Source organism: Burkholderia sp. HI2714, from assembly GCF_002223085.1.
Taxonomy (GTDB): domain Bacteria; phylum Pseudomonadota; class Gammaproteobacteria; order Burkholderiales; family Burkholderiaceae; genus Burkholderia; species Burkholderia lata_D.
Map to the genome: position 1 here is coordinate 227067 of NZ_NKFM01000021.1, position 20629 is coordinate 247695.

A 20629-nucleotide genomic window follows, 5' to 3' on the forward strand; every position below is an offset into this window, starting at 1 on the left:
CAGCGGCGGACAATCTTCCGACCCGATTTGCAAAAATCCCGGAAGAAGGGCGATATTTGCAGACAAATCACCAAACTTGCCGGGAATTTTGGAATCGAGCGGCGAAGTCCGGGGCGCCGTTCGCGCCCTGCCCCCGCAATTGCTTATCCAACAGGTTGCCGCTATTCTACCGTGCCGGCTGCCGGATGTGGCGCGACCTTGTCACTGCGTCTGGAGGCGAACCTCCAGCCGCCCGCGCAACCGCCCTTCACGTTCGACGCCCAGATTCATGCTGCCTACCGTATTCATCGTCTCCGACGGCACCGGGATCACTGCCGAAACCTTCGCGCATTCGATCCTCTCCCAGTTCGACCAGAAATTCCGTCTCGTGCGCGTGCCGTTCGTCGACTCGCTCGACAAGGCCTATGCGACCGTCGAGAAGATCAACGAGGCCGCCGTGCACGACGGCCGCCGCGCGATCGTGTTCACGACGCTCGTCGACAGCGAGTCGAACGACATCGTCAAGCGCTCGAACGCACTCGTGCTCGACATGTTCCAGCGCTTCGTCGAACCGCTCGAGCAGGAACTGGAGCTCAAGTCGAGCCACGCGATGGGCCGCGGCCACCAGAACGCGGACACCGAGGAATACAAGACCCGGATCGAGGCGATCAACTTCTCGCTCGCGCACGACGACGGCCAGTCGAACCGCAACCTGTCGGAAGCCGACGTGATCCTCGTCGGCGTGTCGCGCAGCGGCAAGACGCCGACGAGCCTGTATCTCGCGATGCAGTACGGCGTGAAGGCGGCAAACTATCCGCTGATTCCGGAGGATTTCGAGCGCGGCAAGCTGCCGTCGGCGCTCGCCGCGTACAGCGAGAAGCTGTTCGGGCTGTCGATCGACCCGCAGCGCCTGTCGGAGATCCGCAACGAGCGCCGGCCGGGCAGCAAATACGCGGCGCCCGAGAACTGTCGCTACGAAATCAACGAGGCCGAAGCGATGATGCGCCGCGAGGGGATCAAGTGGCTGTCGTCGACGCACAAGTCGATCGAGGAAATCGCGACGACGATCCTGCAGGAAATCCGCCTCGACCGGCAGTCGTACTGAGCCGGAGCGCTGGCGGCCGCCTGGCCGCCGCCGGCAACAAAAAGGCCGCGTCGAACGCGGCCTTTTCCATGGTGCGCGGCAAGCACGCGTGTGGCGTCACGCACGCCGCTGTTGACGCACCTGCTCGAACAGGCAGACCGCAGCCGCGGCCGCGACATTCAGCGACTCCATCCCGCCCGGTTGCGGGATCGTCACGCGATGCGTGGCCGCGTCGCGCCAGAACGCCGACACGCCCGCCCCCTCGTTGCCGAACACCCATGCAACCGGCCCCGACAGGTCGCAGTCATAGACCGCCTGCGCGCCGTGCGAGTCGGTCAGCGCGACCGGCACAGCGAGGCGCTCGGCGAGCGCGCCGGCTTCGACGTCCTCGTGGATCGACAGCAGGAAATGCGCGCCCATGCCCGAGCGCAGCACCTTCGACGACCATGCATACGCGGTGCCCGGTGCACAGAACACGTGGCGCACGCCTGCGGCCGCCGCGCTGCGCAGGATCGAGCCGACGTTGCCGGCGTCCTGCACGCCGTCGAGCACGACCGACGACTGCGTCACGCGCGCCGGCAGCGGCTGCGCCGGCCGGTCGACGAGCAGCAGGAAGCCGACGCCGTTGACGACGTTCGACAACTGTCCGAACAGCGCGTCGGGCAGCGTGACGATTCGCTGCGCATCGATGCGCGCGACGATCGCCTGGGCCTCGGCGTGGCCGAGTGCGCCTTCGGTCGTGACGCACAGCTCGGGCGTCGCGCCCGTGTCGAGGTACGCGCTCGCGAGATGGAATCCTTCGAGCAGCGCCTGGCCGCCGCGGCGCTGATGGGACGTCGAACCCGCGAGCGCCTTCAGGCGCTTGTACAGCGGGTTGTCGCGGGAAGTAATGCTTTTCATCGAATCAGGTCGAGTGCCGCGCGAACCGGCGCGAACGAGCGCCGATGGGCTTCGCACGGGCCGTGCTCGCGCAGCGCGGCAAGGTGTTTCTCGGTGCCGTAGCCCGCATGCACGTTGAAGCCGTACACGGGGAAGCGTTCGTGCAGGTCGACGAGCATGCGGTCACGGGTGACCTTCGCGAGGATCGACGCGGCCGAGATGCTCGGCACGAGCGCGTCGCCGCTGACGATCGCCTCGGCGCGCACCGTCAGCGTCGGGCAGCGGTTGCCGTCGATCTGCGCGAGCGTCGGCAGGACCGACAGCCCTTCGACCGCCCGCTTCATCGCGAGCATCGTCGCGTGCAGGATGTTCAGCGTGTCGATCTCGTCGACACTCGCCGACGCGACGCAATACGACAGCGAGCGCGCGACGATCAGCTCGTACAGTGCGTCGCGCTTCTTCGCGGACAGCGCCTTCGAATCGTCGAGCCCGTCGATCGGCTGCGCCGGATCGAGAATCACCGCGGCGGCCACCACCGGCCCGGCGAGCGGGCCGCGGCCCGCTTCGTCGACGCCGCAGACGATCTCGTCGGGACGGCTGAAATCGAATCCGCCCTGCACGTCGCTCGACGCGCGGCGGCGTGGTGCACGTACTGCGGTCATGCGCGCCCCTTGCGTTGTTCGAGCACGCGTACGACCGCTTCGGCCGCCTTCGCGGCCGTGTTCTGTCGCAGCGAAAGGTGCATTTCGGTAAAGACTTCGGTCAGCGTGCGGCGGTTCGCGTCGTCGCGCAGCTGCGTGAGCGTCGCATCGGCGAGCGCCTCGGGCGTCGCGAAATGCTGCAGCAGCTCGGGCACGACGAAACGCCCCGCCAGGATGTTCGGCAAGCCGACGTACGGCAGGTAACCCTGCCGGCGCATGATCTGCCCGGTCAGCCAGGGCACCTTGTACGAGATCACCATCGGCTTTTTCAGCAGCGCGGCTTCCAGCGTGACCGTGCCGCTCTTCACGAGGATCGCGTCGGCAGCCGTCATCGCGACCTGCGAGCGGCCATCGGTGATCGTCAGCGCGAGCTGCGGATGCGCATCGACGAGCGGCTGCAGCAGCGCGCGCAGCGCGGGCGTGGCCGCCGGCATCACGAACCGCACGCCAGGCTCGCGCTGCTGCATCAGCGCCATCGCCGCGAAGAACGTCGGGCCGATCAGTGCGATTTCCGAGCGCCGGCTGCCCGGCAACACGGCGATCACCGGGCCGTCGGCCGGCAGTCCGAGCGCGATGCGCGCACCGTGCGTGTCGGGTTCGAGCGGAATCTCGTCGGCGAGCGGATGGCCGACGTAGGTCGAGGCAACGCCTGCCTTGTCGAGAATCGCCGGTTCGAACGGGAACAGGCACAGCATGTGATCGACCGACTTCGCGATCTTCTTGATCCGGCCGCCGCGCCATGCCCAGATCGACGGGCACACGAAGTGGATCGACGGGATGCCCGCGTCGCGCGCCGCCTGTTCGACGTTGAAGTTGAAGTCGGGCGCGTCGACGCCGATGAACGCGTCCGGCCGCTCGGCGAGCAACTGGCGCTTCAGCTCGCCGCGAATCCGCAGGATCTCGGGAATCTGGCCCAGCGCCTCGACATAGCCGCGCACGGTCAGCTTGTCCATCTGCCAGTGCGAGTCGAAGCCCTGCGCGATCATCCGCGGCCCGCCGATCCCGTAGTACTGGGCCGATTCGGGCAGCCGCTCGCGCAGCCCGCCGAGCAGCGACGCGCCGAGCAGGTCGCCCGACGGTTCGCCGGCCACCATCGCGAGCCGGAGCTGAGTGGTCGGAAGCGGCATCGCTTAGCGGATGATGCCGCGTTGCGACGCGTCGATGAACTCGACGAGCGCCGTCACGGGTGCGTCGCCCTCGCCGCCCGCCGCCGCCAGCTCGCGCAACTGCACTTTCGCTTCCTCGAGCGACAGGCCGTTCTTGTACAGCAGGCGGTACGCGCTGCGCAGCGCGGAGATCGCGTCGGGCGAGAAACCGCGCCGGCGCAGCCCTTCGACGTTGATCCCGTGCGGCTCGGCCTTGTTGCCTGCCGCGATCACGAACGGCGGAATGTCCTGCACGAGCGCCGATGCGCCGCCCAGCATCGAGTGCGCGCCGATGCGCACGAACTGGTGGACGCCCGACATCCCGCCGACGATCGCCCAGTCGCCGATCTCGACGTGGCCGGCCATCTGTGCGTTGCTCGACAGGATCACGTGGCTGCCGACGGTGCAGTCATGGCCGATGTGCACATAGGCCATGATCCAGTTGTCGTCACCGAGCGTCGTCACGCCGACGTCCTGCACGGTGCCCGTGTGGATCGTCGTGAATTCGCGGATCGTGTTGCGATTGCCGATCACGAGCTTCGTCGGCTCGTCCTTGTACTTCATGTCCTGCGGACGACCACCGACCGACGCGTAATGGCCGATGCGGTTGTCCTCGCCGAGCGTCGTATGGCCTTCGATCACGCTGTGCGAGCCGATCGTCGTACGCGCGCCGATCGTGACGTGCGGACCGACGATCGCGTACGGGCCGATCTCGACCGATTCGTCGATCTGCGCGCCCGGTTCGACAATCGCGGTGGGATGAATCCTGGTCATGCGCCGTTGCCTCTCGATGTGATGTGTCGCGTTGCGTTGCCTGTCCGTGCCGCGTCGCTCAGGGCGCCACGTCGGTCGTCTTGACCGTGCACATCAGTTCGGCCTCCGCCGCCACCTTGCCGTCCACTTCCGCCACCGCCTTGAACTTCCAGATGCCGCGGATGTAGCGTTCGAACGTCACGTTCAGAATCAGTTGGTCGCCCGGCTCGACCGGACGCTTGAAGCGCGCGCCGTCGATCCCGACGAAGTAGTACAGCGTGTTCTCCGGATCCTTCGGCTGCTCTTCCGAGAAGGTCAGCAGCGCCGCGGCCTGCGCGAGCGCTTCGAGGATCAGCACGCCCGGCATCACCGGCCGCTTCGGGAAATGTCCCTGGAAGTACGGCTCGTTGATCGACACGTTCTTCAGCGCTTTGATTCCCTTGTGCGGTTCGAGTTCGAGCACGCGATCGACGAGCAGAATCGGGTAGCGATGCGGCAGCAGCGTGAGGATCTTGTGGATGTCGAGATTGATTTTTTCAGTGCTCATGATGGTTCGTCTCACGCAGAGGCTGCGCGGTGGTGATGCAAAGGCTGAAGCGGGCCGTCGTGCGGCCCAGTCTGGCAAACCGGGCCGGTTGCGCTGGCCGTGCCCGGTTCGAGGTCTCGCATGATGCGCTCAGGCGTTGGTGCCGCCCTGGGCGGCGAGCGCGGCTTCGAGCGCCTTGATGCGCTCGCGCAGCTTGTCGAGGTTGCGCACGAGCGCGGCGCTCTTGTTCCATTCGCCGTGGTCGACGGCCGGGAACGCGCTGGTATAGATGCCGGCCTTCGGCAGCGACTTCGATACGCCCGATTTCGCGGTGATGATGACATAGTCGCCGAGCGTCACGTGGCCGGCGATCCCGGCCGCACCGCCGATCATGCAGTGGCGGCCGATCGTCGTGCTGCCCGCGATCCCGGCGCTGCCGGCGATCACCGTGTACGCGCCGATCCGGCAGTTGTGGCCGATCTGCACCTGGTTGTCGATCTTCACGCATTCCTCGATGACGGTATCCGCCATCGCGCCGCGATCGATCGTCGTGTTCGCGCCGATCTCGACGTCCGGGCCGATCGTGACGCCCCCGACCTGCGGGATCTTGACCCAGCTGCCGGTGCGCGCGTCGCCGTCGCCGACGAAATCCGGCGCGAAGCCGAAGCCGTCGGAGCCGATCACGGCGCCCGCATGGATGATCGCGCGCGCGCCGACCTTGCAGCCGTGGTACACCGATGCGTTCGGATACAGGTGCGAGCCCGCGCCGATCGTCGTGCCGCGGCCGATGAAGACGTTCGCATCGAGCTGCACGCCGTCTTCGATCACCGCACCGGCCTCGACCGTCACGTGCGGGCCGATCACCGCGCTCGCGGCGACCTGCGCGGCCGGATCGATCGTCGCACTCGGATGCACGCCGGCGGCGCGCTGCGGCGTAGCCAGGTCGATGAACATCTGCGCGACGCGCGCGAAGTACGCGTATGGATTCGGCGTGACAATGAAATTGCGGCCGGTAGCGGCCGCGCCCAGCTTTTCCAGATCCTTCGGCGCGATCAGCACCGCGCCGGCGCGGGTCGACTCGACCTGCGACAGGTACTTCGGATTCGCGAGGAACGCGAGATGCTGCGGGCCTGCCTGGTCGAGCGGCGCGAGTGCGCCCACCTTGCACTGTGCGTCGCCGGCGATCTCGCCGCCGAACCGCTTTACGAGTTCCTCAAGCGTCAATGCCATTCGTCGTCTGCTCCGTTCAGTTCGTCGAGCCGGACGCGAGCGCCTTGAGCACCTTGTCGGTGATGTCGATGCGCGGGCTGACGTACACGGCTTCCTGCACGATCAGGTCGTAATTCTGCTGCTCGGCGATCTGCTTGATGACCTTGTTCGCCCGCTCAAGCACGGCCGCCAGCTCCTCGTTGCGGCGCTGGTTCAGGTCTTCGCGGAACTCGCGCTGCTTGCGCTGGAAGTCGGTATCGAGCTGGGCGAGATCACGCTGCTTCTGCGCGCGGTCGGCCGCCGACAGCGACGCGCCGTTCTTGTCCAGCGAATCGGACATCGACTTCAGGCGCGCCGCCAGATCCTGCAGATCCTTGTCGCGCTTCGCGAACTCGGCTTCGAGCTTCGTCTGCGCCGCCTTCGCGGGCACCGACTCGCGCAGGATCCGATCCGAATTGACCGCCGCGATGCGGGCGACGTCCTGTGCATGCGCCGTTGCCGCGCCCAAGGCCAGCGCAACGGTCAGCGCGCACATCACTCGTTTCGAAAACTTACCGGTTAGCAAAATTACCCTCTCGTTGCTGTTGTCATGCGTTCGGTCAGAACGCCGTCCCGATCTGGAACTGGAATTTCTGGTACTGGTCGCCTTCGTGCTTCTGCAGCGGGAAGCCGAGGCTCAGCTTCAGCGGGCCGATCGGCGAGATCCACGCGAGACCCACACCGTAGCCGTAACGCAGGCCGTTGGCGCCCGTACTCGTGCCGCCCGGCGCGTTGCCCCACACGTTACCGCCGTCGAGGAACGTGAACACGCGCAGCGTGCGGTCGTAGCCCGTGCCCGGCAGCGGGAACGTCAGCTCGATGTTGCCGACGACCATCTTCGAACCGCCGATCGGGTCGTTCGTCTTCGTGTCGCGCGGGCCCAGCGAGCTCGGCTCGTAGCCACGCACGGAGCCGATACCGCCCGCGTAGTAGTTCTTGAAGATCGGGTACGGGTTGCCGATACCGTTACCGTAGCCGCCTTGCAGGTTCAGGCCCAGGATGAAGCCGCGCGAGAACGAGTAGTAGTACTGGGCCTGCAGGTCGGCCTTGTAGTACTGGATCTTGCCGACCGGCACGCCGTACTCCATGTTCGCCTGCGTGAAGTAGCCGCGGCTCGGAATCAGCGCGCTGTCACGCGCGTCGCGCGACCACGCGACCGTCAGCGGCACCGTGTTCGACACGCGGCCGAACTGGTTCACGTAGTCCTGGTAGCTCTGCGGCGTGTTCGAATCGACGTCGAGACGGTTCTGCTCGAAGCCCGCGCCGAAGTAGACGGTGTCGACTTCCGAGAACGGGATGCCGAACTTCAGGTTGCCGCCCGCGCTGATGATCCGGAAGCTCGAGCTCGTCGAATAGTAGAGCGGCTGGTACGTGCGGTAGAAGACGTCCGTGATCCGCTTGATGCCGTCGACCGTGAAGTACGGGTCGACCTGCGTGACGGTCAGCGTACGGTAGCTCTTCGCGGTGTTGACGTTCACCGACAGGCTGGTACCCGAACCGAACACGTTGTCCTGCGACACGCCGGCCGACAGCACGACCTTGTCCGTCGACGAGAAGCCGGCGCCCAGCGTGATCGCGCCGGTCGGCTTTTCATCGACCTTCACGTTCACGTCGACCTGGTCGTTCGTGCCTTCGACCGGCACCGTCGTCACGTCGACGTTGGTGAAGTACCCGAGACGGTTCACGCGATCCTTCGACAGCGCGAGGCGGTTCGAATCGAACCACGAGCTTTCGAGCTGGCGCATTTCGCGGCGCACCACTTCGTCGCGCGTGCGCGTGTTGCCGACGACGTTGATACGGCGCACGTACACGCGGCGGCTCGGATCGACGACGAGGTTCAGGTTCACCTTGTGGTTCGCCTGGTCGATGTCCGGCTGCGCGTTGACGGTCGCGAATGCGTAGCCGTACTCACCGAGCTTGTCGACGATCGACTTGGTGGTCTGTTGCAGCTTTTCGGCCGAGAAGCGATCGCCCGGCTTGATCTTGATCAGCTTGTTGAGTTCGGCTTCGCGATCGAGCAGGTTGCCCGACAGCTTGATGCCCGACACCGTGTACGGCTCGCCTTCGTGCAGCGTGACCGTCAGGTACATGTCCTTCTTGTCGGGCGAGATCGACACCTGGGTCGAATCGATGTTGAACTCGAGATAGCCGCGGTTCAGGTAGTACGAGCGCACCGCCTCGAGGTCGCCGGTGAGCTTTTCCTTCGAGTACAGATCGTTCTTCGTGTACCAGGAGAACCAGTTCGGCGTCGACAGCTGCATCTCGTCGCGCAGCGTGCTGGTGCTGAAAGCCTTGTTGCCGATGAAGTTGATCTGGCGGATCTTCGCGCTCGGGCCTTCGGCCACCGCGAACAGGATCGACACGCGGTTCGCGTCGACCGGCGTGATCGTCGTCTTGACCTCGGCCGCGTAGAAGCCGCGCGTGAGGTACTGGCGCTTGAGTTCCTGCTCCGCCTTGTCGACGAGCGCCTTGTCGTAGTAGCGGCCGTCGGCGAGACCGACTGCGCGCAGCGCCTTCGTCAGGTTGTCCTTGTCGAATTCCTTCGTGCCGGTGAAGTCGATCGACGCGATGGCCGGACGCTCCTGCACCTGCACGATCACGACGTTGCCCTGCGTGGCGATGCGTACGTCGTTGAAGAAGCCCGTCGCGTACAGCGCGCGGATTGCTTCGGATGCCTTGTCGTCCGTGAAGGTATCGCCCTGCTTGATCGGCAGGTAGGCGAACACCGAACCCGCTTCGACGCGCTGCAGCCCCTCGATCTTGATGTCTTGCACCACGAACGGTGCCGCTGCATGGGCCGCGAGGCCGTGCGCGGCGAGCGCGGCCGCTGCAACTGTCTTAGGTACAAAGCGATGAGGTTTGAACAACATGCATCCCCAGTATTTAGCTGCATCAAATCAGGCGGCTGCCCAGCGGGCGCCGCCTGACGCTTCAGAAATGGATTAACCGAGCCAGATCGTTGAACAGCGCGATCGCCGACAATGCGACGATGCAGATCAACCCGGCTCTTTGCAGAATCAGCTGCCAGCGCTCCGAGACAGCCTTCCCGGTCGCGGCTTCAACCGCATAATATAACAGATGCCCCCCGTCCAAAACGGGAATCGGCAACAAGTTCAGGACGCCAAGGCTAATGCTGACAAGGGCGAGGAACGACAGGAACGCCGACGGACCGAGCCGCGCGCTCTTGCCCGCGTAGTCCGCGATCGTCACCGGGCCGGACAGGTTCTTCAGCGATGCGTTGCCCGTGATCATGCGCCCGAACATCTTCAGCGAATACACGGAGATGTCCCACGTACGGTGCGCGCCGAGCTCCAGGCTCTCGATCGGCCCGTACCGCACGTCGACGGACGGCGCATGCATCGACAGCGCCGCGCCGATACGGCCGACCTGCTGCCCCGATTCATCGTCGCGCTGCATCTGCGGCACGATCGACACCGTCTGCGCGGCGCCGTCGCGCTCGATCCGCAGGTCGAGCGGCTTGCCCGCATGGTGTTTTACGAAATCGATGAAGCGCGACGCGCCGCCGATCGGCTTGCCGTCGAGCGCGACCAGCTTGTCGCCCGACTTCAGGCCCGCCTGCTCCGCCGCGCTGCCGGGCTGCACGGACGCGACCGACAACGTCCCGCCGCCGGTCTCGAAGCCCAGATGGGCCATGAAATCGTCGTCGAGCTGACTTTCGGGAACATTGCGGAGGTCGACGCGGAAATCGAACGTCGTGTTGCCGTCGCGGGCGCCGAGCACGATCTCGCGGTGATCGAACGCGGCCGCCAGCAGCTTCCAGCGCAGGTCCGACCACGACCGCACCGGCTCGGCCTCGCCGCCCTGCGCGTTGCGGATCGACACGATCTTCTCGCTGCCGTCGAAGCCCGCGCGCGCAGCGACCGTGCCGGCGGCCGGCGGTGCGACGATCGCGGCGGGCTCGGTTACGCCGGTGGCGAATACGACGGCAAACAGCGCGATTGCCAACAGGAAGTTGGCAATCGGCCCGGCTGCGACGATCGCGATGCGCTTGTAGACGGATTGCCGGTTGAACGCCTGGCCGAGTTCCTCGGGCGGGATGCCGGGCCCGGGATCGCGCTCGTCGAGCATCTTCACGTAGCCGCCGAGCGGCAGTGCCGACAGCGTCCACTCGGTGCCCGTCCTGCGGCTGACCCAGCGCGCGACGGGCTGGCCGAAGCCGATCGAGAAACGCAGCACCTTCACGCCGCACCAGCGCGCGACGCGATAGTGTCCGTACTCATGCACGACGACCAGCACCCCGATCGCCACGGCAAACGCGATCAGTTCGACCAGCACGTTCATGAGCACTCCATTCAGACAGTGCGCTCCACGCGTGGCGCAGGCGCTTTCGCAATGATTTCGACGGCGAGGCGGCGTGCCTCGGCATCCGCCGCCAGGACGTCCTCGAGCCCCTCGGGCGTACGGTTCGGCAGCGCGTTGAGCACGGCGTCGACCGTCGCCGCAATCGTCATGAAGCCGATGCGGCGCTCGAGAAACGCTTCGACCGCGACTTCGTTCGCCGCGTTCAATGCGGCGCTCGCGATGCCGCCTTCCTCAAGCGCCTTCAGCGCAAGCGCGAGGCACGGGAAGCGCGCGTAATCGGGCTTTTCGAACGACAGCTGCGCAATTTGCGCGAGATCGAGCTGCTCGACGCCCGCATCGACACGCTCGGGGAACGCGAGCGCGTGCGCGATCGGCGTGCGCATGTCGGGATTGCCGAGCTGGGCCAGCACCGAGCCGTCGCGATACGACACGAGCGAATGGATCACGCTCTGCGGGTGGATCAGCACGTCGATGCGGTCACCCGGCAGCCCGAAGATCCAGTGCGCCTCGATCACCTCGAGGCCCTTGTTCATCATCGTCGCGGAATCGACCGAGATCTTGCGGCCCATTACCCAGTTCGGGTGCTTGCACGCCTCGTCCGGCGTCACGTCGACGAGCGTGGCCGGTTCGCGCGTGCGGAACGGGCCGCCCGACGCGGTCAGGATGATCTTCGAGATCCCGCCGTGCTCGGCCGCGTCGCGCGGCATGCACTGGAAGATTGCGTTGTGTTCGCTGTCGACCGGCAGCAGGATCGCGCCATGGTCGCGCACGGCGTCCATGAAGATCGCGCCCGACATCACCAGCGCTTCCTTGTTCGCGAGCAGGATGCGCTTGCCGGCGCGCGCGGCCGCGAGGCTCGGCGCCATGCCGGCCGCACCGACGATCGCCGCGACCACCGTGTCGCAACCATCGCTCTTCGACACGTCGACGAGCGCCTGCGGCCCGTACAGCACGGTCGTCTTGCTGCCCGCCGCGCGCAGTTTCGCGTCGACCTGCGCAGCCGTCTCGGCATCGCCGACCACCGCCACTTCGGGCGCGAAGCGCAGGCATTGCTCGACGAGCTTGTCGCCGTTGCGGTGTGCGGTCAGCGCATAGACCGAGAAGCGCTCGGGATGGCGCGCGACCACGTCGAGCGTGCTGTCTCCGATCGAGCCCGTGGAACCGAGCAATGTCAGACGTTTTTGCATAACAGAATTAGTGGTTTAACCAAGCAGCAGCATCGCGAGCGGCAGCACCGGCAGCAGCGCGTCGACACGGTCGAGCACGCCGCCATGGCCCGGCAGCAGTCCGCTCGAATCCTTCACGCCCGCCTGCCGCTTCAGCAACGACTCGAACAGGTCGCCGATCACGCTGTACGCGACCAGCAGCGTCAGTGCGGCCCACGCGCCGGGCATCCCGTAGCGCACGGCGAACGCGGAAAACAGGGTCGGCTCGAACGCATGCACGGCCATCGCGACACCGGCGACGACCATCACCGCGAGCCAGCCACCGATCGCGCCTTCCCAGCTCTTGCCGGGGCTGATCGTGATGGCCAGTTTACGCTTTCCGAACGCCTTGCCCGCGAAGTATGCGCCGATATCGGCGAGCCAGACGACCAGAAGCAGCGACAACACGAACGGCACGCCCTGCGCACGCGCCGCGACGAGCGCATGCCAGCAGGCCGCGAAGACCACGAGGCCGGCCGCGAGCAGGAACGGCCGCCATACGCCGCCCGCGAGCGCCGGCTTGCGCCGCAGCGTGAACGGGCCGACCAGCAGCCAGAACACGCCGGCTGCCATGAAAAGGGGACGGGACGAAGCCGCATCGACGCCGAGCGGCGCCGTTGCCGCGAGCGCCAGCGCCGCAACGACGGCATAGACGACCGGGCCGGCGCCGCCGAGCTTGAGCAGGCGCGCCCATTCCCATGCGGCAAACACGAGCACGACGCCGATCAGCGCGCCGAACGCGGTGAGCGGCGCGAACAGCGTCACCGGCAGCAGGACCGCCAGCATCACGATCGCCGTGATCACACGGGTTTTCAGCATGAAAGGGAGTCGGCGTTCTGCGATTGCGGTTCGAGCTGCGCGCTCGTGCGGCCGAAACGGCGCTCGCGCTCCGTATACGACGCGATGGCGTCGGCCAGTGCCGCGCCGTCGAAATCCGGCCAGTATTTGTCGGTGAAATAGAATTCGGCGTACGCGAGCTGCCACAGCAGGAAGTTGCTGACGCGCTGCTCGCCACCGGTACGGATGAAGAGATCGGGCTCCGGCGCATAGGCCATCGCCAGGTGCGGCGCGAATGCCTCCTCGGTCACTTCGACCTCGCGGCCCTCGCGCACGGCCTGCTCGACGAGCTTCTTCGTCGCCTGCAGGATGTCCCACCGGCCGCCGTAGTTGGCCGCGATGGTGAGCGTAAGACGGGTATTGCGCGCCGTCTTGGTTTCGGCGCGGCGAATCAGTTCGCGGATGCGCGGCTCGAAGCGGTCGAGATCGCCGACGACACGCAGGCGGATCCCGTTCGCGTGAAGCTTGCCGACCTCGCGCTCGAGCGCGGTGATGAAGAGGCGCATCAGGAACGACACTTCGTCGTTCGGACGGCGCCAGTTCTCCGAACTGAACGCGAACAGCGTCAGATATTCGACGCCGGCGCGCGCGCAGCCTTCGACCACCGCCCGCACGGCATCGACGCCGCGGGTGTGCCCCGCGACGCGCGGCAAGCGGCGTTCGGTCGCCCAACGGCCGTTGCCGTCCATGATGATCGCGATGTGACGCGGCACGACGCCGACGTCAGGCACGCGAACGGTAGAGCTGGTATAGGTCATGGCCGTTGAGACAGTAATGCGGGAAGAAGGCGGCGCGCGAGGACGGTCGTCAGACCGTCATGATCTCGGCTTCCTTGCTCTGCACGAGCTTGTCGATTTCGGCAACGTGCTTGTCGGTCAGCTTCTGCACGTCGTCGCTCGCACGGCGCTCGTCGTCTTCCGAGATTTCCTTGTCCTTCACGAGCTTCTTGAGCGCTTCGTTCGCGTCGCGGCGCAGGTTGCGGATCGCGACCTTGGCCGTTTCGCCTTCGCTCTTGACGACCTTGGTCAGCTCGCGGCGGCGCTCTTCCGTCAGCGCGGGCATCGGCACGCGGATCAGGTCGCCGGCGGTGGCCGGGTTCAGGCCCAGGTCGGCTTCGCGAATGGCCTTCTCGACCTTCGCGACCATGTTCTTTTCCCACGGCTGCACGCCGATCGTGCGCGCATCGACGAGCGTCAGGTTGGCGACCTGCGAGATCGGCACCATCGAGCCGTAGTAGTCGACCTGCACGTGATCGAGCAGACCGGTGTGTGCACGGCCCGTACGGATCTTTGCCAGATCGTTCTTGAACGCTTCGATCGAGCGCTGCATCTTTTGCTCGACGCCCTTCTTGGTATCAGCGACACTCATTTCAACCTCCGAACCTTCTAACCTTCAAAGAACACGGGCCCTGCCCGGCGCGTCGGATGCGCCGCGGCCGATGGCCCGCATCCGCGGGAGTTTACACGTGGACGAGCGTACCTTCGTCCTCGCCCAGCACGATGCGCTTGAGCGCGCCCGGCTTGTTGATCGAAAACACGCGAATCGGCAGCTTCTGGTCGCGGCACAGCGCAAAGGCCGTCGCGTCCATCACCTGCAGGTTGCGGCTGATCGCCTCGTCGAAAGTGATCGTCGTGTAACGCGTGGCCGACGGATCCTTCTTCGGATCGGCAGAATATACGCCATCGACCTTGGTCGCCTTCAATACGACCTCGGCGCCCACTTCCGAACCGCGCAGCGCGGCGGCCGTGTCCGTCGTGAAGAACGGGTTGCCCGTACCGGCCGCGAAGATCACGACGCGGCCTTCCTCGAGCTGGCGGATCGCGCGGGGCCGGATGTACGGCTCGACGACCTGGTCCATCCGCAGCGCGGACTGCACACGCGCCTCGATGCCGGCGTGGCGCATCGCGTCCTGCAGCGCCAGCGCGTTCATCATCGTCGCGAGCATCCCCATGTAGTCCGCCGTCGCGCGATCCATGCCGGCCGCGCCACCCGCGACACCGCGGAAAATATTACCGCCACCGATCACGACCGCGAGCTGCGTACCGAGACGCACGACTTCGGCGATATCGGCCACCATCCGTTCGATCGTCGCGCGATTGATGCCGAAGGCATCGTCGCCCATCAGCGCTTCGCCGGAGAGTTTGAGGAGGACGCGTTTATAGGCATTGGACATAGGGGCTTCCGAGCGACGAGAGGATGACAACCACGAACTGTAGGGGCGAAATACTGATTCGGGCAAGCGCCGACGGTCGGACGGGGTTTCCCGGCCGGCCGGCGGCGCCGCCGACCGCGGCGGAGCGGACGCCCGCCGCGGATACTGCCTGACTGCTTACGGCTTACTGCTGCTTTGCTGCTGCGACTTGCGCGGCCACTTCGGCGGCGAAGTCGTCCTGGCGCTTCTCGATGCCTTCGCCGACGACGAACAGTGCGAACTTCTGCACTGCGGCATCCGCTGCCTTCAGCATCTGCTCGATCGTCTGCTTGTCGTTCTTCACGAACGTCTGGTTCAGCAGCGACACTTCCTTCAGGTACTTCTGGACGCTGCCGTCGACCATCTTCGCGACGATTTCAGCCGGCTTGCCCGATTCTGCGGCCTTCTGCTCGGCCACGCGGCGTTCCGTCTCGATCAGTTCCGCCGGCACGTCAGCCGACGACAGCGCGACCGGCTTCATTGCCGCGATGTGCATCGCGACATCCTTGCCGACCTGCTCGTCCGCGCCCGTGTACTCGACGATCACGCCGATACGCGCGCCGTGCAGGTACGTTGCGATCTTGTTTGCGGTTTCGAAACGGACGAAACGGCGGATCGAGACGTTCTCGCCGATCTTGCCGACCAGTGCCAGGCGCACTGCGTCGACCGTCGAGCCGTCGAGCGGCAGCGCCGACAGCGCAGCCACGTCGGCCGGGTTTTGCGTCGCGACGAGTTCTGCAACCGTCTTCGAGAATGCGAGGAAGTCGTCGTTCTTCGCGACGAAGTCGGTTTCGCAGTTCAGTTCGACCAGCGAACCTGCGTTGCCGCCGACGAACGATGCGACGACGCCTTCTGCCGTCACGCGCGATGCCGCCTTGCTCGCCTTGTTGCCGAGCTTGACGCGCAGCAGTTCTTCAGCCTTGGCCAGATCGCCGTCGGCTTCCGTCAGCGCCTTCTTGCACTCCATCATCGGTGCGTCGGTCTTTGCGCGCAGTTCTGCCACCATGCTTGCGGTAATTGCCGCCATCATTCGCTCCTTGAGTCTGTATTCACAACGCCGCCCGCTTGGACGCGAACGGCCGAGATTCGTTTCCGGACCCGCACCCTATTCGGCGCGATCAGGTCCGGCGCACAAGCTTAAAAAAAGGGGGCCTGTTGAGAGCCCCCTTTTTGCGCCGGCTCGGGGCCAGTTACGCGTTTTCCTCGACGTACTCGTCGTCGCCGCGTGCGGCCTGGACCACTTCGTTGACCGCGTTCGCACGGCCTTCGAGGATCGCGTCGGCCACGCCTTCAGCGTACAGCGCGACTGCCTTGCTCGAGTCGTCGTTACCCGGGATCACGTAATCCACACCTTCCGGCGAGTGGTTCGTATCGACCACGGCGATGACCGGCACGCCCAGCTTGTTCGCTTCGGTGACAGCAATCTTGTGGTAGCCGACGTCCACGACGAAGATCGCGTCCGGAATGCCGCCCATGTCCTTCACGCCGCCGATCGACTTTTGCAGCTTGGCGATTTCGCGTTCGAACAGCAGCGCTTCCTTCTTGCTCATCTTTTCGAGCTCACCTGCCTCGACTGCCGCTTCCATGTCCTTCAGGCGCTTGATCGATACCTTCAGCGTCTTGAAGTTGGTCATCATGCCGCCGAGCCAGCGTGCGTTGACGAACGGCATGCCTGCGCGCTGCGCTTCCTGGGCGATCGTGTCACGCGATTGACGCTTCGTGCCGACGAACAGGATCGTGCCGCGGTTCGCTGCCAGCTGGCGCACGTACTTCTGTGCGTCCGTGAACATCGGCAGCGTCTTTTCGAGGTTGATGATGTGAATCTTGTTGCGGTGACCGAAAATGAACGGAGCCATCTTCGGGTTCCAGAAGCGCGTCTGGTGACCGAAGTGGACACCCGCTTCCAGCATTTGGCGCATCGTAACTGCCATGTAAATTCTCCACGAGGGTTGGGTCTTAAGCCGGCCGCCGTACCGCCGCGCGATCCCACCCCGAAGGGCGCGAGTTCCGCGCGGCCGGCACCCTGGTTGCGCCGGCTTGCGATTCGGCACGTGCAAACGCCCGTGCCGTAAGCCTTCTATCCGCGATGCCGCCCCAACACGGGGCAAGCTCGGCAATTGGATATCGACTTAGCCAAAGAGTATAGCACGCCGATTTGTCCGCTCTCAAGTCGCTCACCACTTTCGCTTGCCGCGCGGCAGCCGGCCGGACAATCAGCGAAAACCCGCATCCGCACCGCCGGCAGGGGCTGCGACGCCTGCCAGAAGGTGCGATAATCCGTCAATTCACCGCATTCCAGGCATACCTCGATGGCTATTACGCTCAAAAACGAACACGATATCGCCGAGATGCGCGTCGCCTGCCGTCTCGCGAGCGAAGTGCTCGACTTCATCACGCCGCACGTCGTCGCGGGCATCACGACCGCCGAACTCGACCGCCTCTGCCACGAGTTCATGCTCAACGAACAGGGCACGATCCCGGCGCCGCTGAACTACCAGCCGCCCGGCTACCCGCCGTACCCGAAGGCCACCTGCATTTCGGTCAACGACGTGATCTGCCACGGCATTCCCGGCGAGAAGGTGATCAAGAACGGCGATGCGCTGAACATCGACATCACCGTGATCAAGAACGGCTACTTCGGCGACACGAGCCGCATGTTCATCGTCGGCGAGGGGTCGATCCTCGCGAAGCGCCTCGTGCAGACCACCTACGAATGCATGTGGCTCGGCATCGACCAGGTCAAGCCGGGCGCGCACCTCGGCGACATCGGCTACGCGATCCAGAAGCACGCGGAAGCGCAGGGCTACAGCGTCGTGCGCGAATACTGCGGCCACGGCATCGGCACGGTGTTCCACGAAGATCCGCAGGTCGTCCACTACGGCCGCCCGGGCACGGGCATCGAGCTGAAGGCCGGGATGATCTTCACGATCGAGCCGATGATCAACGCCGGCAAGCGCGACATCCGCACGATGCCCGACCAGTGGACGGTCAAGACGCGCGACCGCAGCCTGTCGGCGCAGTGGGAGCACACGGTGCTCGTCACCGAAACCGGCTACGAGGTGCTGACCGTATCGGCCGGCACGCCGGCGCGCCCCGTGTTCGCGCAACCGGCCGCCGCCGTCTGAGCGCCGTCGCGCCAGCCCGCCCCACCCGCACCTGAACGGCCGCCCATGAGCGCTCACGCTGCCCCCTCGCCCGAAGCGCTGTCGCGGCGCGCCGAATTCAAGGCCGCCAAGACGGAGATGCTCGAGCGCTTTCGCCGCGCGGCAAACGTCGCGTCGCTGATGCACGCGCTGTCGAAACTCACCGACGAAGCGCTGAAGCGCGTATGGGACGACTGCGGGCTGCCCGCGACGCTCGCGCTCGTCGCCGTCGGCGGCTACGGGCGCGGCGAGCTCGCGCCCTATTCCGACGTCGACATCCTCGTGCTGCTGCCCGATGCGCACGACCCGGCGCTCGATGCGCGCATCGAGCGCTTCATCGGCATGGCGTGGGATCTCGGCCTCGAGATCGGCAGCAGCGTGCGCACGGTCGCGCAGTGCATCGAGGAGGCGTCGCAGGACGTCACGGTACAGACCTCGCTGCTGGAAGCGCGCCGCATCGTCGGCAGCACCGCGCTGTTCGAACGCTTCACGGTGCGCTACCACGAGGCGCTCGACGCCCGCGCGTTCTTCACCGCGAAGGTGCTCGAGATGCGCCAGCGCCACGCGAAGTTCCAGGACACGCCGTACAGCCTCGAGCCGAACGTGAAGGAAAGCCCCGGCGGGCTGCGCGACCTGCAGACGATCCTGTGGATCGCGCGCGCGGCCGGTTTCGGCAGCAGCTGGCGCGAACTCGACACGCGTGGCCTCATCAGCGACCGCGAAGCGCGCGAGCTGCGCCGCAACGAAGGTTTCCTGAAGACGCTGCGCGCGCGGCTGCACGTGATCGCCGGCCGCCGCCAGGACATGCTCGTGTTCGACCTGCAGACGCAGGCCGCCGAGAGCTTCGGCTACCAGCCGACGCAGGCCAAGCGCGCGAGCGAACAGCTGATGCGCCGCTACTACTGGGCCGCGAAAGCCGTCACGCAGCTCGCGACGATCCTGATCCAGAACATCGAGGCGCAGTTGTTCCCCGCGACGAGCGGCATCACGCGCGTGCTGTCGCCCGACCGCTTCGTCGAGAAGCAGGGCATGCTCGAGATCGTCGACGACGGCGTGTTCGAACGCCATCCCGACGCGATCCTCGAAGCGTTCCTGTTGTACGAGACGACCCGCGGCGTGAAGGGGCTGTCCGCCCGCACGCTGCGCGCGCTGTACAACTCGCGCGAGATCATGAACAACGCGTGGCGCCGCGATCCGCAGAACCGCGACACGTTCATGCGGATCCTTCAGCAACCCGAAGGGATCACGCACGCGTTCCGGCTGATGAACCAGACGAGCGTGCTCGGCCGCTACCTGCTGAACTTCCGCCGCATCGTCGGCCAGATGCAGCACGACCTGTACCACGTGTACACGGTCGACCAGCACATCCTGATGGTGTTGCGCAACATCCGCCGCTTCGCGGTGGCCGAGCACGCGCACGAATATCCGTTCTGCAGCCAGCTGATCGGCAACTTCGAGCGCCCGTGGGTGCTGTATGTCGCGGCGCTGTTCCACGACATCGCGAAGGGCCGCGGCGGCGACCACTCGACGCTCGGGATGGCCGACGCGCGGCGCTTCTGCCGCGAGCACGGCATCGCCGGCGACGATGCGGCGCTGATCGTGTGGCTCGTCCAGCATCACCTGACGATGAGCCAGGTCGCACAGAAGCAGGACACGAGCGACCCCGAAGTCATCAAGCGCTTCGCGGAAGTCGTCGGCAACGAGCGGTACCTCACCGCGCTGTACTTGCTGACCGTCGCCGATATCCGCGGCACAAGCCCGAAGGTGTGGAACACGTGGAAGGGCAAGCTGCTCGAGGACCTGTACCGCATCACGCTCGCGGTGCTCGGCGGGGCCAACCCCGACGCGCATTCGGAGCTGAAGTCGCGGCAGGAACAGGCGCTCGCGCTGCTGCGCCTCGAGACCGTGCCCGACGACGCGCATCGCGCGCTGTGGGACCAGCTCGACGTCGGCTTCTTCCTGCGTCACGACGCGGCCGACATCGCGTGGCAGACGCGCGTGCTATACCGGCACGTGAATGCCGAAACCGCGATCGTCCGCGCGCGGCCGTCGCCGATCGGCGATGCGCTGCAGGTGCTCGTGTACGTGAAGGATCGCCCCGACCTGTTCGCGGGCATCTGCGCGTACTTCGACCGCAACGGGCTGTCCGTGCTCGACGCCCGCATCAGCACGACGCGGCACGGCTATGCGCTCGACAATTTCATCGTCACGCAGACCGAGCGTGACGTGCGGTATCGCGACATCGCGAATCTCGTCGAGCAGCAACTCGCGTCGCGACTCACCGAAACCGCACCGTTGCCGGAGCCGTCCAAGGGCCGCCTGTCGAGGCTGTCCCGGACGTTTCCGATCACGCCGCGCGTCGACCTGCGGGCCGACGAGCGCGGCCAGTACTACATCCTGTCCGTGTCGGCCAACGACCGGCCGGGCCTTCTCTATTCGATCGCGCGCGTACTCGCCGAGCATCGGATCGGCGTCCATGCGGCGCGGATCAATACGCTCGGCGAGCGCGTCGAAGACATCTTCCTGCTCGCGGGTGCCGGCCTGTCCGACAACCGCCTGCAGATCCAGCTCGAAACCGAATTGCTGCGTGCGATCGCAGTCTGAATGAATCCCAG

At 65.9% G+C, this 20629-nt stretch carries 19 protein-coding genes; 3 read left to right on the plus strand and 16 right to left on the minus strand.

The genetic code is table 11. The features are described 5' to 3' along the window. The first annotated feature begins 268 nt into the window (after positions 1 to 268). Positions 269 to 1084 (plus strand): posphoenolpyruvate synthetase regulatory kinase/phosphorylase PpsR, encoded by an 816-nt coding sequence (gene ppsR, locus CFB82_RS11200; protein WP_011352445.1) that lies wholly within the window; start codon positions 269 to 271, stop codon positions 1082 to 1084. A gap of 96 nt (positions 1085 to 1180) precedes the next feature. Here ppsR and CFB82_RS11205 read toward each other — a convergent pair whose 3' ends face one another. The 16 genes from CFB82_RS11205 to rpsB form a co-directional block, all read right to left on the minus strand. After that, positions 1181 to 1963 (minus strand): TrmH family RNA methyltransferase, encoded by a 783-nt coding sequence (locus tag CFB82_RS11205; RefSeq protein ID WP_069248269.1) that lies wholly within the window; start codon positions 1961 to 1963, stop codon positions 1181 to 1183. Beyond that, a complete protein-coding gene (gene rnhB / locus CFB82_RS11210) occupies positions 1960 to 2604 on the minus strand; it encodes a ribonuclease HII (protein WP_069248270.1) in 645 nt (214 codons plus the stop codon). The genes CFB82_RS11205 and rnhB overlap by 4 nt, the downstream gene beginning before the upstream one ends. Continuing rightward, complete coding sequence (gene lpxB / locus CFB82_RS11215) at positions 2601 to 3770, minus strand: lipid-A-disaccharide synthase (protein ID WP_046545976.1); 1170 nt, start codon at positions 3768 to 3770, stop codon at positions 2601 to 2603. The genes rnhB and lpxB overlap by 4 nt, the downstream gene beginning before the upstream one ends. Before the next feature lie 3 nt (positions 3771 to 3773). Then, positions 3774 to 4562 carry an acyl-ACP--UDP-N-acetylglucosamine O-acyltransferase gene (lpxA, locus tag CFB82_RS11220; RefSeq protein ID WP_089445861.1) on the minus strand — a complete coding sequence of 263 codons (789 nt, stop codon included), beginning with the start codon at positions 4560 to 4562 and terminating at the stop codon, positions 3774 to 3776. Positions 4563 to 4620: 58 nt separating this feature from the next. Further along, positions 4621 to 5088 (minus strand): 3-hydroxyacyl-ACP dehydratase FabZ, encoded by a 468-nt coding sequence (gene fabZ, locus CFB82_RS11225; RefSeq protein WP_011352450.1) that lies wholly within the window; start codon positions 5086 to 5088, stop codon positions 4621 to 4623. A 129-nt stretch (positions 5089 to 5217) separates the two neighbouring features. After that, positions 5218 to 6297, minus strand: coding sequence for a UDP-3-O-(3-hydroxymyristoyl)glucosamine N-acyltransferase (gene lpxD, locus CFB82_RS11230; protein WP_069248272.1), 1080 nt, complete (start codon positions 6295 to 6297; stop codon positions 5218 to 5220). Between the two features lie 16 nt (positions 6298 to 6313). Then, complete coding sequence (locus tag CFB82_RS11235; RefSeq protein ID WP_069248273.1) at positions 6314 to 6811, minus strand: OmpH family outer membrane protein; 498 nt, start codon at positions 6809 to 6811, stop codon at positions 6314 to 6316. A 64-nt stretch (positions 6812 to 6875) separates the two neighbouring features. Further along, positions 6876 to 9185 (minus strand): outer membrane protein assembly factor BamA, encoded by a 2310-nt coding sequence (gene bamA, locus CFB82_RS11240; RefSeq protein WP_069248274.1) that lies wholly within the window; start codon positions 9183 to 9185, stop codon positions 6876 to 6878. Positions 9186 to 9246: 61 nt separating this feature from the next. After that, a complete protein-coding gene (gene rseP, locus CFB82_RS11245; protein ID WP_089445864.1) occupies positions 9247 to 10617 on the minus strand; it encodes an RIP metalloprotease RseP in 1371 nt (456 codons plus the stop codon). An 11-nt stretch (positions 10618 to 10628) separates the two neighbouring features. Next, positions 10629 to 11825 carry a 1-deoxy-D-xylulose-5-phosphate reductoisomerase gene (locus tag CFB82_RS11250; protein ID WP_089445865.1) on the minus strand — a complete coding sequence of 399 codons (1197 nt, stop codon included), beginning with the start codon at positions 11823 to 11825 and terminating at the stop codon, positions 10629 to 10631. A gap of 15 nt (positions 11826 to 11840) precedes the next feature. Then, positions 11841 to 12662, minus strand: a complete 822-nt coding sequence (locus CFB82_RS11255; protein ID WP_089484156.1) for a phosphatidate cytidylyltransferase — start codon at positions 12660 to 12662, stop codon at positions 11841 to 11843. Beyond that, positions 12656 to 13438: a polyprenyl diphosphate synthase gene (gene uppS, locus CFB82_RS11260; protein ID WP_069248278.1), complete on the minus strand. Its 783-nt coding sequence runs from the start codon at positions 13436 to 13438 to the stop codon at positions 12656 to 12658. The genes CFB82_RS11255 and uppS overlap by 7 nt, the downstream gene beginning before the upstream one ends. 49 nt (positions 13439 to 13487) lie before the next feature. Beyond that, positions 13488 to 14048, minus strand: a complete 561-nt coding sequence (gene frr / locus CFB82_RS11265; protein ID WP_039342717.1) for a ribosome recycling factor — start codon at positions 14046 to 14048, stop codon at positions 13488 to 13490. A gap of 91 nt (positions 14049 to 14139) precedes the next feature. Further along, entirely contained in the window at positions 14140 to 14853 is a 714-nt protein-coding gene (pyrH, locus tag CFB82_RS11270) for a UMP kinase (RefSeq protein ID WP_011352459.1), read from the minus strand. 163 nt (positions 14854 to 15016) lie between these two features. Continuing rightward, positions 15017 to 15898, minus strand: coding sequence for a translation elongation factor Ts (gene tsf / locus CFB82_RS11275; RefSeq protein WP_069248279.1), 882 nt, complete (start codon positions 15896 to 15898; stop codon positions 15017 to 15019). Between the two features lie 163 nt (positions 15899 to 16061). After that, on the minus strand, positions 16062 to 16802 hold the full coding sequence (gene rpsB / locus CFB82_RS11280; protein WP_006752149.1) for a 30S ribosomal protein S2: 741 nt from the start codon (positions 16800 to 16802) through the stop codon (positions 16062 to 16064). 378 nt (positions 16803 to 17180) lie between these two features. On the opposite strand from rpsB, the gene map reads away from it, so the two are divergent. Continuing rightward, positions 17181 to 17996: a type I methionyl aminopeptidase gene (map, locus tag CFB82_RS11290; RefSeq protein ID WP_021159103.1), complete on the plus strand. Its 816-nt coding sequence runs from the start codon at positions 17181 to 17183 to the stop codon at positions 17994 to 17996. Positions 17997 to 18041: 45 nt separating this feature from the next. After that, complete coding sequence (locus CFB82_RS11295) at positions 18042 to 20618, plus strand: [protein-PII] uridylyltransferase (RefSeq protein WP_089445867.1); 2577 nt, start codon at positions 18042 to 18044, stop codon at positions 20616 to 20618. The last annotated feature ends 11 nt before the right edge of the window (positions 20619 to 20629 follow it).